Raw genomic sequence first — 17,579 nt, forward strand, 5'->3', positions numbered from 1 at the left:
GCGGTCGCGGTCGGCGGCGGACAGGCTGTCGGCGCCCTTGAGCTCGATGGTGTGGATGGTGAAGCAGCGGCTGTCGGTCGCCGGTTGCGCTGCACCGGGTTCGGCGGCCTTGCCGGGCAGGTTGCGCAGCTCTTCGAGGCGGCGTTGCTGCTCTTCGAGCAGACGGTCCTGGCGGTCGCGGATCAGGTCCTGGTCGCCAGGCGAGGCAGCCCGGGCCGTACCCATGGCCGTGCAGGCCAGCAAGGCGGCAAGCATGCACGCTCGCCCCCGGTTAAAACGCATAGACATCATCCAGTCCCTGGACCACGGAAAAAGAGCGCGAGATATTATTTAGCCACCATCATGGCGTCAAATTAATATCGCCAAAAAACCGTGAAACCTTCAAGGAACCCTTCCAGCAATCACCTCGACTGAACTTCCAGGCAGCCCGGCGCCTCCACCGGACTGAATCCACTGGTAACAAGGAGTCGAGGGATGAAACCGTTGCGATGCCTTATCTGCGCGGCCACCCTGCTCTGTGCACAGCCCATCTGGGCCTGCACACCGGAAGAGGCCACGCAGAAAAGAGAAGAACTGGCCGGGCTGGTCAGCCAGCTGACCGAGCAGAACCCGCGCAAGGCCAAGGAGATCAACGACGAGCTCCAGCACATGGAGCTCGGAACGGCCAGCAAGGACCTGCCGGATAAATGCCAGTTGATCGACAAGCGCATCCAGGAACTTAAAGAAGCGGAAAGGAAAACCTGACCGCGCCAGTGTCAGCGTCGCTGCTGGGCCTGCATGTACTGGCGAAGCAACTGGTTGATGCGGGTCTGGTAGCCGGCGCCCTGTTCCTTGAACCAGGCCAGCACGTCGGCGTCCAGGCGGATGGTCACCGTTTGCTTGGCCGGCACCCGCAGCTCGGCGCGGCGGAAGAAGTCGTCGTCGAGCTCGGGGATGTCCGAGGTATCGACCGGGGCTTGGTCTTGCTCACAGCTTCTGGACGGTTTCGACATAGCGCGTTACCTCACGTCGTGTGGCTCTTCTGGCGGAAATGATGCGGATCACATCGCCCTGCCGTTCGGTGTAGGCGGCCACGCTGACCCAGGCGTTGATCCAGCCCATGCCGATCCAGCGTGCCTCCGGGTACTCGTATCGCTCATCGCGCAACGCCAGCATCGGCTGGCGGAACATCTCGGGCACGTCGTTGAAGTCGATACCGTGCTTGCGGATGTTGAGCAGGTTCTTGTCCTCGTCCCATTCAAATCGTACGGGACAATCGTATTTACAGCTGTACATACGCTACTCCTCCTTGGCTGCACATGCCAGAGGAGTGTGGCGGGTAGGCGACAAAATGCCCGGGCTGGAACAGGGTTTGGGAAATGGGCTACGCGCCCTGGGGAAGTAGGTGAAGCAACCCGCCACCGTTGCAGTGGCGGGCTCATTGCCGCAGGTGCTTACTCAGCCGCAGGCTTGCGCTTTTTCAGCGGTGCCAGGCCGTCGGAGCTGGCCAGAGGCGCATTGGCCCTAGGCTTGGCGGTAGGCTTTTTCTTGACGGCGCCCTTCTTGTCGGCACCGGCCTTCTTCTCACCCTTTTTCTTCTTGCTGCCGGCAGCCTTGCCCGAGGCCTTGACCTTCTTCGGCCCGCTGTAGGTGCCCTTGACCTCCTTGATGACGCGGCGCTCGAACTGCTGCTTGAGGTAGCGCTCGATGCTCGACATCAGGTTCCAGTCGTTGTGGGTGATCAGCGAGATCGCCAGGCCTTCGCCACCGGCACGGCCGGTGCGGCCGATACGGTGCACGTACTCGTCACCGCTGCGTGGCATGTCGAAGTTGATCACCAGGTCCAGGCCGTCGATGTCCAGGCCGCGGGCGGCGACATCGGTAGCCACCAGGACCTTGGAGCCGCCATCCTTGAAGCGGTCGATGGCCAGCTTGCGGTCCTTCTGGTCCTTCTCGCCGTGCAGGACGAAAGCCTTGACCTCCTTGGCCACCAGGTGGCCGTAGATACGGTCGGCCAGGGCACGGGTGTTGGTGAAGATGATTGCCTTCTGGTAGGTCTCGTTGGCCAGCAGCCACTGCACGATCTGTTCTTTGTGCTGGTCGTGGTCGGCGGTGATGATCTGCTGACGGGTGCCTTCGGCCAGTTGCGAGACACTGTTGAGCATCAGGTGCTCAGGGTCCTTGAGCACTTTACCGATGATATCGCGCAGGGCCGCACCGCCCGTGGTGGCCGAGAACAGCAGGGTCTGCTTGCGGTTCTCGCACTCCTTGCACAGGCGCTCCATGTCTTCGGCAAAGCCCATGTCGAGCATGCGGTCGGCTTCGTCGAGGATCAGCACTTCCACGTGCGACAGGTCCAGGTTGCCGGCATTGAGCTGCTCGAGCAGGCGGCCGGGGGTGCCGATCAGCACATCCGGCACCTTGCGCAGCATAGCGGCCTGTTCCTTGAAGTCTTCACCGCCGGTGACCAGCCCCGACTTGATGTAGGTGAACTGCGAGAACAGTTTCACCTGCTTGAGGGTCTGCTGGGCCAGCTCGCGGGTCGGCAGCAGGATCAGCGCCCGGATCTCCACGCTCGGGCCGCTGCGATCGACCAGGCGGTTGAGCAGCGGCAGCACGAAGGCGGCAGTCTTGCCGCTGCCGGTCTGCGCCGTCACCCGCAGGTCACGCCCTTGCAGGGCCAGGGGAATGGCCGCTGCCTGCACCGGCGTCGGCTCGACAAATTTCAGCTCGGCCACGGCTTTGAGCAGGCGTTCGTGCAAGGCGAATTGGGAAAACACGGGGTAACCTCGGGCAAGTGCGAAAAATTCAGTTGCATAGGGTAACGTTTTCCGTGGCCAGAACCGAATTTCTTTTGGCAACTTTGCGCCGATCCACGCTCTAATACCCCTTCATACCGCAACACAGACCGCTTCCACGCCCATGGACATCCAACGCTTCTGGCGCGACGCCCTCGACCTCTGGGGCACGCTCGACCAACACCCATTGCTGCACGCCGCCCTCGGCCTGATCGTGCTGCTGCTGGTCTCGCTGCTGGTCGGCCGCCTCGCACGCTTCCTGATCCTGCACTCCACCCGCCTGCTCGGCCGCCAGCAGGCGCTCAGGTGGCTGGACGACCTGCGCCACAACAAGGTGTTCCACCGCCTGGCGCAGACCACCCCGTCGCTGGTGGTGCAGTTCGGCCTGAAGCTGGTGCCGGAGCTGTCGGCCACCACCCAGCACTTCCTCGGCAACGTCGCCCTGGCGGTGACCCTGCTGTTCATGACCCGTGCCCTGTCCTGCCTGCTCGACGCGCTGCTGGACATCTACGCCCGCAGCGAGCACGCCCGCACCCGCTCGATCAAGGGCTACATGCAGCTGGCCAAGATGATGCTGTGGATCTTCGCCGCCATCGTCATCGTCGCCACCCTGATCGACCGCTCGCCGCTGTTGCTGCTGTCGGGTCTGGGCGCCATGTCGGCGGTGCTGCTGTTGGTGTACAAGGACACCCTGCTGTCGTTCGTCGCCAGCGTGCAGCTGACCAGCAACGACATGCTGCACGTCGGCGACTGGATCGAGATGCCCCAGGCCGGCGCCGACGGCGACGTGGTGGACATCACCCTGCACACGGTCAAGGTACAGAACTTCGACAAGACCATCGTCTCGATCCCCACCTGGCGCCTGATGAGCGAGTCGTTCCGCAACTATCGTGGCATGCAGCAATCCGGCGGGCGGCGGATCAAGCGCAGCCTGTTCATCGACGCCGCCGGCGTGCGCTTCCTCAGCCCGGACGAAGAACAGCGCCTGGGCCAGGTACGCCTGCTGGGCGACTACCTGGCGCAGAAGCGCCAGGAACTGCATCACTGGAACGAGGCCCTGGGCCCGGTGGCGGAGCTTTCGGCCAACCGCCGCCAGCTGACCAACATCGGCACCTTCCGCGCCTTCGCCCTGGCCTACCTGAAGAACCACCCCAACGTGCACCCGAACATGACCTGCATGGTCCGCCAGATGCAGACCACCGCCGAGGGCGTGCCGCTGGAGATCTACTGCTTCACCACCACCACGGTGTGGGCCGAGTACGAGCGCATCCAGGGCGATATCTTCGACTATCTGCTGGCAGTGCTGCCGGAGTTCGGGCTGAGCCTTTACCAGCAGCCGAGTGGCAATGACATGCGCGCGGGGCTGGCGGTCAGGCCGCCTTTGGTGACCTCGATGCGGGAGTTCGACGAGGCCTGATTTAGGGATGCGTGGGAGCGGGCTTGCCCCGTGAAAAGGCTGGCACTGCCATCGCGGGGCAAGCCCGCTCCCACGGATCGCTGACGAACGGAAAGTTTTTTCAGCTGTGCACAATGGCCTTGTGTTCTCACAAAGCACAAAGAAACAATTAGTTACAAGTATTTCAGAATTATTAAACGCCAGCCTTCGAGAAATACGAATACCCGCCTCTCCCCGCTTCTCCTAACCTGCAGCGAACAGGTCGCCCCCAATGACAGGCGGCACGGTATCGGCCAAAGGACTGCGAGCAAGCGATGCGTCAGGACATCTCCCTGGAAAAACCACTCGACGAACCGGACCGCAGCGATCCGGCCAACCGCCGCAAGGCACTGGCCGCTGGCAGCCTGGCCCATGGCGTGCACGATGGCCTCACCGACGTTATCTATGTGCTGCTGCCTATCTGGCAGGCCGCCTTCGGCCTGAGCTATGCCCAGGTCGGCCTGCTGCGCGGCGCCTACGCCGGGATGATGGCCGGTTTCCAGTTGCTGGCCAGCCGCGGTGCGCGCAAATGGGGGCGCGAAACCCTGCTTGTCAGGGGCACCGCCCTTGCAGGTTTTGCCTACCTGCTGGCGGCCCAGGCCACGGACATCAATCTGCTGTTGCTGGCGCTGATGATCGGTGGCCTCGGCGCCAGCACCCAGCACCCGCTGGCTTCGGCGCTGGTGTCCGACGCCTACGAGGGCAGCGGGCGGGTCAAGCAGGCGCTGGCCCAGTACAACTTCGCCGGGGATATCGGCAAGGCAGTCATCCCCGGCCTGACCGGGCTGGTGCTGGTCTACATCTCCTGGCAGACCAACGCCACCCTGCTCGGCGTGCTCGGCATCGCCGCCGCCTTCGCCTTGTGGTGGCTGATGCCGAAGAACCAGGCCCACGAAACCGCCAGCAAGAAGACCAAGGTCGCCGACGCGACCGGCACGCCAGCCGGCCTGATGGCGCTGATCGCCACCGGCAGCATCGACAGCGGCGTGCGCATGGGCTTTTTGACCTTCCTGCCGTTCCTGCTGCAAAGCAAGGGCGCCAACACCGAGCACATCGGCCTGGCCCTGGCCCTGCTGTTCATCGGCGGCGCCTTCGGCAAGCTGTTCTGCGGCTACCTCGGCGCACGCCTGGGGCCGGTGCGCACGGTGATCTGCACGGAAGTGCTGACCGCGCTGCTGATCCTGCTGGCATTGGTTTTGCCCTATGGCGCCCTGATGCTGGTGATGCCGCTGATCGGCGTGGCGCTGAACGGCACCTCGTCGGTACTTGGCGGCCTGGTTCCGGATTTCGCCCCACGGGACCGGCGCGACCGGGTATTCGCCTGGTTCTACACCGGCACAGTGGGCGGCGGCGCCCTCGCCCCGGTGCTGATCGGCGCGATATCCGACCAGGCCGGCGTCACCGAGGGCCTGGTGGTGCTGGCCTGCGTGCTGCTGCTGACCTTGCCGCTGTGCCTGGTGATCTACAACGGCATGAAGGGCCTGCTACGCCGCTGATCCGCAACATCGTTCCAGATCAAGAACAACAAGGACGTGAACCATGAGCAACGGACTGTCGCAACGATCCGCGCGTGTCAGCGCGCCCGGCACCTCGAGCATGCGCAGCAAGGCCAACGCCCTGCGTGACGCCGGCATCAAGGTCATCAACTTCGCCGCCGGCGAGCTGTCCAGCGACGCCGCTCCGGACATGCGCCACGGCGCCATCGCGGCGGTCCACGAACAGTGGAACCGCTACACCCCGCCCCTGGGCAATCCGCGCCTGCGCCAGGCGCTGGCCTGCAGCGTCAGCCAGCGCCTGGGCGTCGACTACGGCGCCGATGAAATCGCCGTGTCCAGCGGTGCCAAGCAAGCCCTGTTCAACAGCGCCATGGTGCTGCTCGACCCGGGTGATGAAGTGCTCATCCCGCGTCCCTACTGGGAAACCTTCCCCACCCAGGTCGAACTGGCCGGTGCCCGTCCGGTGTTCGTCGACACCAAGGGCGACAACCACAGCCTGCGCGCCGCTGCGGTCAAGGCCGCGCTGTCGCCGCGCAGCAAGGCGATCATCATCAACACCCCCAACAACCCCACCGGGGTGGTCTATGCCCCGCGGGAACTGCTCGCCATCGGTGAACTGGCCCTGGAACACAAGCTCTGGGTGATCTTCGACGAGTGCTATCGCAGCCTGCTGCGCAATGGTCAGCAGCACCACAACCTGGTCGCGCTGCTGCCCGAGCTCAAGGCCTCGACCATCATCATCGACTCGTTCTCCAAGAGCCAGGCAGTGACGGGCTGGCGCCTGGGCTATGCCTGTGCGCCGAAGGCAGTGGTCACGGCCATGCACAACCTGCAGGCCCACACCACCTCCAATCCCAGCAGCCTGGCCCAATACGCGGCGCTCAACGCCCTGGATGGCGACGGCGCGCGGCAGTTCGGCGCTGAGGTCAATGCCCAGCTCGATCGGCAGCTGGCTGTCGCCACGGCGCTGCTCGGCAAGCTTGAGTCCATCCGTTTTTCGCCACCCCAGGGCGCGTTCTACCTCTACCTGGATATCACCCGCCTGCTCGGCATGCGCTACCAGGGCGAGGCTATCCGCGACGCCAGTCACCTCTGCGAGCTGTTGCTGACCGAGGCGCGCATCGCCCTGGTGCCCGGCTGCAGCAATGGCGACCCGTGCGCCGTGCGGCTGTCCTACTCGGTAAGCCCGCAGGACCTCGAGGAGGGCCTGGGCCGCTTCACCGACTTTATCGCAACGCTTGCCTGACCCCGGACTTTCCACCACCCGCGAGAATATGACATGAAGAAAACGGATTTCATGCTGTCATTCGTCGACCAGGCCCTGACCGATGTGCAGGACAAACGGCTGGCCAGCGCCCTGAAGAAAGGCTTCGAGGTGCACGCCGACCTGCTGGAGGACTACCTCGATACCTACCAGCGCATCACCGCCAAACCCTGGTCACGGGAAAGCCTGTGCACCTTCTTCTGTGGCTGGCGCAGCCCGGACGGTGCCGCCCATGCGGTATCAAGCATCATCGTGCGCCTGCTGCAGGAGTCCGAGGCCATCGACGATCCCCAGGCCCGGCTGCTGTTGCAGGACGCCGCCCGTCACTGCGGCGAGATCATCGTCGAGGACATCGGCCTGGGCGAGATGCACGGCCACCCGCACCACTCCAAGCTGTATGCGCGCATGGCCACCGCCATCTGCGGCTCGGAGGACTGGCGCCTGCAGGACCGCTACCTGAACCCGGTGACCAAGGAATTCTCCACCTGGGTGGGCAGCAAGCGTCCGCTCGCCCCGCAACTGGTTGAGGCCATAGAGATGATGGCGATGACTGAGCTGTTCAATACCGGGGAATACAACGTGATGACGCCCCTGTGGAAGGACTGGCTCAAGGAGGCGCAAGGCAAGACGCCGGGCGAGGCGCATCGCATCGCTTCGTTCCTCAGCGTGCATTGCGGCGCGGTCGAGGCGCAGCATTTCTTCCATGCCACCAGCGCCCTCGAACTCTACTGCCGCGCCACCCGCCAGGCACTGGACCACGCACGCATCGAGGCACTGTCCTGCGAATACGTGAAAAGAGCCTGCGAGCACCTGAACAAGATGGAGTCGGTGCTCGCCGCCTGACGAACACCTCACAACAGGGATGAGGCATATGAACGTGATCAAGCGTGACGCACGCATCGACCTGCGCCAGTTGTTCAGTGAAAAAGCCTGCCTGCGGGTACTCGAGGCACACAGCCCGATCTCGGCCATGCTGGCCAAGAGCGTGCGCCTCGGCGCCGGCGACACCAGCCTGGGCTACGATGCCATCTGGTCCAGCTCGCTGACCGACTCGACCCAACGCTGCCTGCCGGACATCGAGATCCTCTCGCCCAGCGACCGCCTGGAACGGCTGAACGAAATCCTCACGGTCTGCGACCTGCCGCTGATCTACGACGCCGACACCGGCGGCAAAATCGAGCATTTCGCCATCCATGTGCAGTGGCTGGCCCGCGCCGGGGTGTCGGCGATCGTCATCGAAGACAAATGCGGGCTGAAGAAGAACTCGCTGTTGGGCCTGAGCGTGCATCAGGAGCAGGAAACCGTCGAACTCTTCTGCGACAAGATCAGGGTCGGCACCCAGCATCGCCTGGAGGGCTCGATGATGATCTTCGCCCGCTGCGAGAGCCTGATCCTGGAAAAAGGCCTGGATGACGCCCTCGCACGCTGTCGAGCCTACACCGAGGCCGGCGCCGACGGCATCATGATCCACAGCCGCAAGAGCACGGGTGAGGAGATCCTCGAATTCGCCCGCCGCTTCAAGCAGACCCACCCGCGCACACCCCTGGTCTGCGTGCCGACCAGCTACCCGCAACTGACCTTCTCGTGCCTGGCTGACGCCGGTTTCAATGCGGTGATCTACGCCAACCACATGCTGCGCGGCGCCTACTCGGCCATGCGCCAGGTCGCCACCAGCATCCTCGAGCATGACCGGGCCTATGAGATCGAGCCGGCCTGCATGCCCATCGATGAAATCCTCAGCCTGGTGCCCGGCACACGATGACCACCCCATCGGGGCCGCAGCGCGGCCCCTTTGCCAAGTTTGCTCAGGCGGCACTCAGGTAGGAAACCAGCTCGGTGACATGCCGTGGCATGCGCTCGAAATGCCTGACCAGCATCATTTGCTGCTGGCGCGCCCAGGTTTCGTCGAGGCGTCGGGCCACCAGGCCACAGCCATCGAGATATGGCTGCACCGCCGCATCCGATGCGATACCGATACCGACTCCTTCGGCAATCATCCGACATAGCGACTCGGCGCCGGACACCTTGATCCTGAACTGGGCCGCGAGACCATCGATATCGGCCTGCTGCTCGATCAGACGGCACAGTGCACTGTCGGTCGCCAACCCGACCTGCGGGTGGCGCAGCACATCGCCCAGGCGCAATGAGGCGCTGGCGGCCAATGCGTGATGCCTGGGCAGCACCGCCACATAGTTGAGCACCGGCAGGGCGATCGAGGCGCAACCCTCCACAGGGTCGCTGCCGAGCACCACGCCCATGTCGACGGCGCCCTCGCGAATGCCGCGAACGATATCCCCGGTCGTGCGTTGCTGCAGGTCGATGGCGACATTGGCGTGATCGGCGAGATAGCGCACCAGCCGGCGCTGGGTCGACTCGAATGCGCTGAAGCCTGCGACATACATGCGCATGCTTGCCCCGTCAGGCTCTTCGCGGTGGTCGAATTCGGCCTTGAGCACTTCCAGCTGGCGCAGGATCTTGCGGGCATGGATCAACAACCGCTGACCTGCCAGGGTCAGCACCAGCCCTTTGTGCTGCCGATGAAAAAGCCCCTCGCCAAGCTCGGTTTCCATCGACTTGATGCGCATGCTGGCGGCCCCAGGCGAGAGGCATGCACGCTTGGCGCCCTGGGTCAGGCTGGGGGACTCGGCGATCTTGATGAACAGTTTCAGGTCGGTCAGGTCAAGGTTCACGGTCTCTTCCTTGTAGTGTCAGGCAAATCCATTGTCGGAACGGGCGATCTTGAGCCGCCTGCGTCCATCTTGCCTGCCACCGTCGGCCGGGCAAAGCCTGCCTTGGTATTGCCCCCGTGAATGACGAAGGCGCCCATGCGGGCGCCTTCGTCTTGCGCAGATACCTCTAGCGCGACGAGGCAGTCCCCGGCATCCCTGCACGCGGACCGCCCAAGCGGCTCAACCACACCGACGCCAGGATCACCGTACCGCCAATGGCCAGGCGTCCGAGCGGTTCGTCCTGGTTCCAGATCAGCAAGTTGAGCAGCAAGCCCACCGGCACATGCAAGTTGTTCATCACCGCCAGGGTGCCGCCGGAGACCAGGCAGGCGCCTTTGTTCCACCAGTACAGCCCCAGCGCCGTCGGACACAGGCCCAGGAACAACAGCACCAGCCACTGGGTGTCGGTACTCGGCAGGTGCTGGGTATTGCCGAACAGCAGGAAGGCCGGCAATACCACCAGCAACGCGCCCAGGTAGAAATAGCCGAAACGGCGGTAGTGCGGCAGGTCGCTGGGGTGACGGGCCACCAGGTGGCGGTACAGCACCTGGCCGGCGGCGTAGGTGAAGTTGGCCAGTTGCAGCAGCAGGAAGCCAATGAAGAACTCACCAGTGACCGTGTCGAAGCGGATCACCGCCGCGCCGGCCACCGCCACCAGGGCGGCGAGCAGCGCCCAGGGGTTGAAGCGCCGGTTCAGGGCATCCTCGATCAAGGTGACATGCAGCGGGGTGAGGATGGTGAACAGCAGCACCTCCGGCACCGTCAGCACGCGGAAGCTGAGGTACAGGCAGACATAGGTGATGCCGTATTGCAGCGCGCCGATCAGCAGCATCGAGCGCATGAAGCGCGGCTCGACCTGACGCCAGCGGGTCAGCGGCAGGAACACCAGCCCGGCCAGCAGCACCCGGACCAGCACGGCGAAGTAGCTGTCGACGTGGCCGGCCAGGTATTCGCCGATCAGGTTGAAGGAGTACGCCTGGATCAGCGCGACGATTATCAGATAGCCCATGGTTGGCCCTCGTGGATCAAGGCGGGGACCTTAGCGGGTTGGGCCTGGGCAGTTCAACCATGGGGATTGTGGGGGTGCTTGGGGTCTTCGCCCTCCTTGGTTGCACGCTCGCCTGGCGGATAGGTGTGGGAGCGGGCTTGCCCCGCGATGGCACAGGCCCGGCAAACATCATCGACCGATCTGGCGCTATCGCGGGGCAAGCCCGCTCCCACGCCGTTCTCCCACGTCGTTCTTACGTGCATAAAAAAGCCCGGCCATGAACTGGCCGGGCAGGCACACCCAAAGGAGCAACAAGGTGTCAGGGTTGGGAATTCGTGGCGGTTCAGGCCACCGCGGCCAGCCTGGCCTTGGCCTGGTTCAGGCCCTTCTCGTGGAACTCGCCGCTCATGTTCAGGCCTTCGGCGTGGATGAAGTCCACATCGTGGATGCCGATGAAGGCCATCACCTGGCGCAGGTAGGGTTCCTGGTGGTCGCTGCTGGCGCCGGCATGGATGCCACCGCGGGCGGTCAGGACAATGGCGCGCTTGCCGTTGAGCAGGCCCTGCGGCCCGGTCGGGGTGTACTTGAAGGTGATGCCGGCGCGCAGCACGTGGTCCAGCCAGGATTTCAAAGTGCTGGGGATGGTGAAGTTGTACATCGGCGCGGCCATCACCAGCACGTCGGCGGCCAGCAGTTCGTCGGTCAGCGCATTGGAACGCTCCAGCGCCTCACGCTCGGCGGCGCTGCGCTGCTCCTCGGGCTTCATCCAGCCACCGAGCAGGTTGGCGTCCAGGTGCGGCACGGGGTTCACGGCCAGGTCGCGCACCTTGATCTCGTCGGCCGGATGCGCCGCTTGCCATTGCTGGATGAAGTCCAGGGTCAGTTGACGGGAAACGGAATCCTGCTGGCGGGCGCTGCTTTCGATGATCAGTACGCGGGACATGGGGTGCCTCCATCGGCGGTAAAGGGTGGCGATTCGATGGAGGTGAGATTAGTGGTTGACCTATCGATAAAAAAGCGTAAAAAGTGGGATCAATCTATCGATTTATCTGTTTCATTCCGCTTTGCAGTCGAGCACGATGCGCAGCTTGATGATCTGCCGGTTGAACTTGGCGGTGACATCCACGCTCCTGCCGGCGGGCACGTTGACCCGGCGCACCCGTGGCGCCTCGGGGCCGTTGCGGAAAGTGACCTTGCACGCCGCCGGCACCTGCCCATAGTTGTTGAGGCTGATCGAGCCGATGTCGTAGGCCGTGTCGTAGGCGGTGTAGTCGACCTTGACCCCGGTCAGGTCCTTTTCCACGTCGATCGGGTATGCCATGGCCCCGAGGGGCAGGCACAACAGCAAAGCCGCACAACATTTCTTCATACGGGCGCTCTCCTTGGGAAGAGCGCAGCTTAGGACAACAGGAGCCCTGGATGAAAGCACCGCGCGTTACCCTGGATCAGTGGCGGACCCTGCAGGCGGTGGTCGACCACGGCGGGTTCGCCCAGGCCGCCGAGGCCCTGCACCGTTCGCAGTCGTCGGTGAGCTACACCGTGGCGCGGATGCAGGAGCAACTGGGCGTGCCGCTGCTGCGCATCGATGGGCGCAAGGCGGTGCTGACCGAGGCCGGCAGCGTGCTGCTGCGTCGTTCGCGGCAACTGGTCAAGCAGGCCAGCCAGCTGGAAGACCTGGCTCACCACATGGAGCAAGGCTGGGAAGCCGAGGTGCGCCTGGTGGTCGACGCCGCCTACCCCAGCGCCCGCCTGGTGCGCGCCCTGGCCGCCTTCATGCCGCAGAGCCGCGGCTGCCGGGTACGCCTGCGCGAAGAAGTGCTGTCCGGGGTCGAGGAAGTGCTGCACGAAGGCATCGCCGACCTTGCCATCAGCAGCTTCAACATCGGCGGCTACCTGGGCACCGAGCTGAGCCCGGTAGAGTTCATCGCCGTCGCCCACCCCGAGCACGCCCTGCACCGCATGGGCCGCGAGATCACCTTCCAGGACCTGGAAAGCCAGCTGCAGGTAGTGATCCGCGACTCCGGCCGGGCCCAGCCGCGCGATGTCGGCTGGCTCGGCGCCGAGCAGCGCTGGACGGTCGGCAGCCTGGGCACCGCGGCGACCTTCGTCGGCAGCGGCCTGGGCTTCGCCTGGCTGCCCCGGCACATGATCGAGCGCGAGCTGCGCGAAGGCGTGCTCAAGCCCCTGCCGCTGGATCAGGGTGGCAGCCGCCATCCGCTGTTCTACCTTTACTCGAGCAAGGAAAAGACCCTGGGCCCGGCCACGCAGATCCTCATCGAACTGCTGCGCAATTTCGACACCGCGCCGCTGGACGTGCCCTTCGCAGCCCCCCCGCAAGCCTGAGAGGACCGCGCCCATGGCCTGTTTCGAACACGACGGATGCCTGCTGCATTACCAGGAACACGGCCAGGGCGAGCCCCTGGTGCTGCTGCACGGGCTGGGCTCGAGCAGCCAGGACTGGGAACTGCAGGTGCCCGAGCTCAGCCGCCAGTACCGGGTGATCCTCATGGACATCCGCGGCCACGGGCAATCGTCCAAGCCACGCAAGGGCTACCAGATAAAGACCTTCAGCGAGGATCTATTGGCCCTGCTGCGCCATCTGGACACCGGCCCGGTGCACTTCGTCGGCCTGTCCATGGGCGGTATGGTCGGTTTCCAGTTTGCCGTCGACCACCCCGACTGGCTGCGCAGCCTGTGCATCGTCAACAGCGCCCCCGAGGTCAAGCGCCGCACCCGCAGCGACTGGATCTGGTGGCTCAAGCGCTGGGGCCTGGCACGCCTGCTCAGCGTCGAGACCGTCGGCAAGGGCCTGGCCGCGCGGCTGTTCCCCAAGCCGGAGCAGGCCGAACTGCGGCGCAAGATGGCCGAGCGCTGGGCGCGCAACGACAAACGTGCCTATTTGAAAAGCTTCGACGCCATCGTCGACTGGGGCGTGCAGGAACGCATCGGCCAGATTCGCTGTCCCACCCTGGTGATCGCCGCCGACCACGATTACACACCGATACAACTGAAGGAGCGTTACGTTGCCCTGATGCCCAACGCCAGGCTGGCGGTCATCGACGATTCGCGGCACGCTACGCCCCTGGATCAACCTGAAGTCTTCAACCGTACCGTGCTGCAGTTCCTGGCAGCCGCTTCCACCTCTCAAGGATCTTTGAGCCCATGCTGAAAAAACTTCTGCTCACCGCCTGCTCGGTCGCCTTCGCCACCAGCGTCATGGCCTCCGACAAGACCCCGCACGTTGAGCTGGTCACCAGCTTCGGCAAGATCGAGATCGAGCTGAACGCAGAAAAAGCGCCGATCAGTACCAAGAACTTCCTCCAGTACGTGGACAGCGGCTTCTACAACAACACCATCTTCCACCGCGTGATCCCGGGCTTCATGGTCCAGGGCGGTGGCTTCACCGACCAGATGGTGCAGAAGAGCACCCAGGATCCGATCCGCAACGAAGCGAGCAACGGCCTGCAGAACACCCGCGGCACCCTGTCCATGGCCCGCACCTCCGACCCGAACTCGGCCACCAGCCAGTTCTTCATCAACGTCGCCGACAACGATTTCCTCAATCCGGGCCGCGACCGTGGCTACGCGGTGTTCGGCAAGGTCACCAAGGGCATGGAGGTGGTCGACCAGATCGTCAACTCGCCGACCACCGTCAAGAAAGGCATGCGCGATGTGCCGGCGGATCCGGTCTACATCAAGTCGGCTAAACGCATCGATTGATCCCGCGCCACACAGGGACGTGAGTCGGGTCGAACAGGAGTGTCGTCACCCATGCTGTACCGTCGTTTCGAGCAGTTGATCGATATCTTCCGCGAGGCGCCCAGCGAGGCGCCTCCCGGCAAGGTCTGGCCCTTCTATCTCTATTACTTGCGCCAGGTGTGGCCGAGTTTCCTCGCCCTGCTGATCGTCGGCCTGGTCGCCTCGCTGATCGAGGTGGCGCTGTTCAGCTACCTGAGCCGGATCATCGACCTGGCCCAGGGCACGCCCAACGCCAACTTCTTCAGCGAGCACAGCGGCGAGCTGATCTGGATGCTGGTGGTGGTGCTGGTGCTGCGGCCGGTGTTCTTCGGCCTGCACGACCTGCTGGTGCACCAGACCATCAGCCCGGGCATGACCAGCCTGATCCGCTGGCAGAACCACACCTACGTGCTCAAGCAGAGCCTGAACTTCTTCCAGAGCGACTTCGCCGGGCGCATCGCCCAGCGCATCATGCAAACGGGTAACTCCCTGCGCGATTCGGCGGTGCAGGCGGTGGACGCGCTGTGGCACGTGCTGATCTATGCCATCAGTGCGCTGGTGCTGTTCGCCGAGGCCGACTGGCGGCTGATGCTGCCGCTGCTGGTGTGGATCGCCTGCTACATCGGTGCGCTGTACTACTTCGTGCCACGGGTTAAAGAGCGCTCGGTGATCTCCTCCGACGCCCGCTCCAAGCTGATGGGGCGCATCGTCGATGGCTACACCAACATCGCCACGCTCAAGCTGTTCGCCCACACCGACTACGAGCAGCAGTACGCCCGCGAGGCGATCAGCGAGCAGACCGAGAAGACCCAGCTGGCCTCGCGGGTAATCACCAGCATGGACGTGGTCATCACCTCGCTGAACGGCCTGCTGGTGGTCACCACCACCGGCCTTGCCCTGTGGCTGTGGAGCCAGTCGCTGATCAGCGTCGGCGCTATCGCCCTGGCCACGGGCCTGGTGATCCGCATCGTCAACATGTCCGGCTGGATCATGTGGGTGGTCAACGGCATCTTCGAGAACATCGGCATGGTCCAGGACGGCCTGCAGACCATCGCCCAGCCGGTCACCGTCAGCGACAGGCCCGACGCCCCGGCACTCAAGGTCAGCCGCGGGGCGGTGCGCTTCGACCATGTCGACTTCCACTACGGCAAGGGCGGCAAGGTGATCGACGCGCTGAACCTGGACATCCGCCCCGGCGAGAAGATCGGCCTGATCGGCCCGTCCGGCGCCGGCAAGTCGACCCTGGTCAACCTGCTGCTGCGCCTGTACGACATCGACAGCGGGCGCATCCTCATCGATGGCCAGGACATCGCCGAGGTCAACCAGGCCAGCCTGCGCGCGCAGATCGGCATGATCACCCAGGACACTTCGCTGCTGCACCGCTCGATCCGCGACAACCTGCTGTACGGCCGGCCGCAGGCCAGCGACGAGGAGGTCTGGGAAGCAGTGCGCCGGGCGCGGGCCGACGAGTTCATCCCGCAGCTGTCCGATGCCCAGGGCCGCACCGGCTTCGACGCCCATGTCGGCGAGCGTGGCGTCAAGCTCTCCGGCGGCCAGCGCCAGCGCATCGCCATCGCCCGGGTGCTGCTGAAGAACGCGCCGATCCTGATCATGGACGAAGCGACCTCGGCGCTGGATTCGGAGGTCGAGGCGGCGATCCAGGAGAGCCTGGAGACGTTGATGCAGGGCAAGACGGTGATCGCCATCGCCCACCGCCTGTCAACCATCGCCCGCATGGACCGGCTGATCGTGCTGGACAAGGGGCATATCGTCGAAAGCGGCAGCCATGCCGAACTGCTGGCACAGCGCGGGTTGTATGCGCGGTTGTGGCATCACCAGACCGGAGGGTTCGTCGGCGTCGACTGAGTTAGGCGCGGCCCCTGTAGGAGCGGCCTTGTGCCGCGAAAGGGCCGCAACGCGGCCCCGGCGATCTTTGCATCAACGCTGAAATCCTGGGGCCGCTTTGCGGCCCTTTCGCGGCACAAGGCCGCTCCTACAGGGATAGCGTGTGGCCAGGCACTTCAAACCTGACGATACGGCAACATCCCCCGCGCCTCCTCGGCGTAGGCCATCACCCCTTCGCGCTCCTGGCTCAGGAAGTCCGCGACCGCCCGGCGCAACCCCGGGTGCAGCAGGTAATGCCACGACCGCGTGATCACCGGCTCAAACCCGCGAATCAGCTTGTGCTCGCCCTGGGCACCGGCATCGAAGCGCTGCAGACCTTCGCCGATCGCGAAGTCCATGCCCTGGTAGAAACAGGTCTCGAAATGCAGGCGGTCGAATTCGTCCAGGCAACCCCAGTAGCGGCCATACAGGCTGTCGCCCCCCACCAGGCTGAAGGCCATGGCCACCTCGCGCCCTTGCTGCCGGGCAATCACCACGCGAATCGCCTCGGGCATGCGCTCGGCCACCAGGCTGAAGAACTCGCGGGTCAGGTACGGTGCCCGTCGCCGCACGGCATAGGTGTTGGCATAGCAGCGGTAGACGAAGTCCCACTGTGCCTCGCTCAGTTCTTCGCCGCAGTACCAGGCGAAATCGATCCCCTGCCCCGCCACCTGCTCGCGCTCCTTGCGCATCTGCTTGCGTTTGCGTGAACTGAGGGTGTCGAGAAAGTCCTGGAAGTCCCGGTAACCCCGGTTGCGCCAGTGGAACTGGCAACCCAGGCGCTCCAACCAGCCCGGCTGGCCGGCAATGGCCGCGTCCAGCACGCTGTCGGTGAAATTGATGTGCGCCCCCGACAGCCCACCCTTGCCCAGGTACTCGGGAATCGCCTGCAACAGCAGCAGGCCATCGGCTGGATCGGCGGCCAGCAGACGCGGCCCGGCGACCGGGCTGAACGGCACCGCGCCGAGCAGCTTGGGGTAGTAGGCGATGCCCGCGCGCTCACAGGCATCGGCCCAGCCATGGTCGAACACGTACTCGCCGAACGAATGCCATTTGCGGTACGCAGGCAGCAGCGCCCGCACCTCACCGTCGCGTTCCAGCACCAGGTGTTCGGCGGCCCAGCCAGTGCCAGGCACCACACTGCCACTGTCTTCCATGGCCGTGAGGAAGGCATGGCGCAGGAACGGCTGGGCGTCAGGCACCAGCGCGTCCCAGGTGGTCGCCGGCAGGTCGCGCAGATGGGCAAGGCTGTGAAGGCTGATCACGTT

The 17,579-nt window shown here is 64.6% G+C and carries 18 protein-coding genes and 1 pseudogene; 10 read left to right on the plus strand and 9 right to left on the minus strand.

Going from position 1 to position 17,579, the window contains the following annotated elements:
- A pseudogene (locus tag HU735_RS23515) lies at positions 1–255 on the minus strand (ShlB/FhaC/HecB family hemolysin secretion/activation protein); the annotation flags it as partial.
- Between the two features lie 219 nt (positions 256–474).
- Here HU735_RS23515 and HU735_RS23520 point away from each other — a divergent pair.
- Complete coding sequence (locus HU735_RS23520) at positions 475–744, plus strand: hypothetical protein (RefSeq protein ID WP_186715708.1); 270 nt, start codon at positions 475–477, stop codon at positions 742–744.
- A gap of 11 nt (positions 745–755) precedes the next feature.
- Here HU735_RS23520 and HU735_RS23525 read toward each other — a convergent pair whose 3' ends face one another.
- The 3 genes from HU735_RS23525 to HU735_RS23535 form a co-directional block, all read right to left on the minus strand.
- Entirely contained in the window at positions 756–992 is a 237-nt protein-coding gene (locus HU735_RS23525; RefSeq protein ID WP_023631177.1) for a BrnA antitoxin family protein, read from the minus strand.
- Positions 967–1,275, minus strand: a complete 309-nt coding sequence (locus HU735_RS23530; protein ID WP_186715709.1) for a BrnT family toxin — start codon at positions 1,273–1,275, stop codon at positions 967–969. Before HU735_RS23530 ends, HU735_RS23525 begins: the two co-directional genes overlap by 26 nt.
- A 158-nt stretch (positions 1,276–1,433) precedes the next feature.
- Positions 1,434–2,759 carry a DEAD/DEAH box helicase gene (locus HU735_RS23535; protein WP_050706789.1) on the minus strand — a complete coding sequence of 442 codons (1,326 nt, stop codon included), beginning with the start codon at positions 2,757–2,759 and terminating at the stop codon, positions 1,434–1,436.
- A gap of 142 nt (positions 2,760–2,901) precedes the next feature.
- Here HU735_RS23535 and HU735_RS23540 point away from each other — a divergent pair, with 142 nt between their 5' ends.
- From HU735_RS23540 to aepX, 5 genes are all read left to right on the plus strand, one after another.
- Entirely contained in the window at positions 2,902–4,194 is a 1,293-nt protein-coding gene (locus tag HU735_RS23540; protein WP_186715711.1) for a mechanosensitive ion channel family protein, read from the plus strand.
- A gap of 293 nt (positions 4,195–4,487) precedes the next feature.
- Positions 4,488–5,708, plus strand: coding sequence for an MFS transporter (locus HU735_RS23545; protein WP_186715713.1), 1,221 nt, complete (start codon positions 4,488–4,490; stop codon positions 5,706–5,708).
- A gap of 43 nt (positions 5,709–5,751) precedes the next feature.
- The gene (locus tag HU735_RS23550; protein ID WP_202888880.1) at positions 5,752–6,954 is read left to right on the plus strand and encodes a pyridoxal phosphate-dependent aminotransferase; all 1,203 of its coding nucleotides are present in this window, start codon (positions 5,752–5,754) and stop codon (positions 6,952–6,954) included.
- Between the two features lie 33 nt (positions 6,955–6,987).
- On the plus strand, positions 6,988–7,815 hold the full coding sequence (locus tag HU735_RS23555) for a hypothetical protein (RefSeq protein WP_186715715.1): 828 nt from the start codon (positions 6,988–6,990) through the stop codon (positions 7,813–7,815).
- 28 nt (positions 7,816–7,843) lie between these two features.
- Positions 7,844–8,734: a phosphoenolpyruvate mutase gene (gene aepX / locus HU735_RS23560; protein WP_186715719.1), complete on the plus strand. Its 891-nt coding sequence runs from the start codon at positions 7,844–7,846 to the stop codon at positions 8,732–8,734.
- A gap of 43 nt (positions 8,735–8,777) precedes the next feature.
- On the opposite strand, the gene HU735_RS23565 is transcribed toward aepX, so the two are convergent.
- The 4 genes from HU735_RS23565 to HU735_RS23580 form a co-directional block, all read right to left on the minus strand.
- Complete coding sequence (locus HU735_RS23565; RefSeq protein ID WP_186715720.1) at positions 8,778–9,662, minus strand: LysR family transcriptional regulator; 885 nt, start codon at positions 9,660–9,662, stop codon at positions 8,778–8,780.
- A gap of 166 nt (positions 9,663–9,828) precedes the next feature.
- Positions 9,829–10,710 carry a carboxylate/amino acid/amine transporter gene (locus tag HU735_RS23570; protein ID WP_186715722.1) on the minus strand — a complete coding sequence of 294 codons (882 nt, stop codon included), beginning with the start codon at positions 10,708–10,710 and terminating at the stop codon, positions 9,829–9,831.
- 322 nt (positions 10,711–11,032) lie between these two features.
- Positions 11,033–11,632, minus strand: coding sequence for an FMN-dependent NADH-azoreductase (locus HU735_RS23575; RefSeq protein WP_050706797.1), 600 nt, complete (start codon positions 11,630–11,632; stop codon positions 11,033–11,035).
- 111 nt (positions 11,633–11,743) lie between these two features.
- A complete protein-coding gene (locus HU735_RS23580) occupies positions 11,744–12,058 on the minus strand; it encodes a hypothetical protein (RefSeq protein ID WP_050706798.1) in 315 nt (104 codons plus the stop codon).
- Positions 12,059–12,108: 50 nt separating this feature from the next.
- Between HU735_RS23580 and HU735_RS23585 the strand changes: the two genes are divergently transcribed.
- Genes HU735_RS23585 through HU735_RS23600 form a run of 4 tightly spaced genes read left to right on the plus strand, consistent with a single transcriptional unit; the run spans position 12,109 to position 16,293 of the window.
- Positions 12,109–13,032, plus strand: coding sequence for a LysR family transcriptional regulator (locus HU735_RS23585; RefSeq protein WP_028693074.1), 924 nt, complete (start codon positions 12,109–12,111; stop codon positions 13,030–13,032).
- 13 nt (positions 13,033–13,045) lie between these two features.
- Entirely contained in the window at positions 13,046–13,858 is an 813-nt protein-coding gene (locus HU735_RS23590) for an alpha/beta hydrolase (protein WP_186715723.1), read from the plus strand.
- Entirely contained in the window at positions 13,852–14,409 is a 558-nt protein-coding gene (locus tag HU735_RS23595; RefSeq protein WP_050706800.1) for a peptidylprolyl isomerase, read from the plus strand. Before HU735_RS23590 ends, HU735_RS23595 begins: the two co-directional genes overlap by 7 nt.
- A 51-nt stretch (positions 14,410–14,460) precedes the next feature.
- Positions 14,461–16,293: an ABC transporter ATP-binding protein gene (locus tag HU735_RS23600; RefSeq protein ID WP_186715724.1), complete on the plus strand. Its 1,833-nt coding sequence runs from the start codon at positions 14,461–14,463 to the stop codon at positions 16,291–16,293.
- Between the two features lie 155 nt (positions 16,294–16,448).
- On the opposite strand, the gene HU735_RS23605 is transcribed toward HU735_RS23600, so the two are convergent.
- Positions 16,449–17,576, minus strand: coding sequence for a GNAT family N-acetyltransferase (locus HU735_RS23605; RefSeq protein ID WP_186715725.1), 1,128 nt, complete (start codon positions 17,574–17,576; stop codon positions 16,449–16,451).
- Positions 17,577–17,579 lie beyond the last annotated feature (3 nt).

The sequence above is a fragment of the Pseudomonas sp. BW16M2 genome (genome assembly GCF_014268865.1).
Lineage (GTDB): Bacteria > Pseudomonadota > Gammaproteobacteria > Pseudomonadales > Pseudomonadaceae > Aquipseudomonas > Aquipseudomonas peradeniyensis.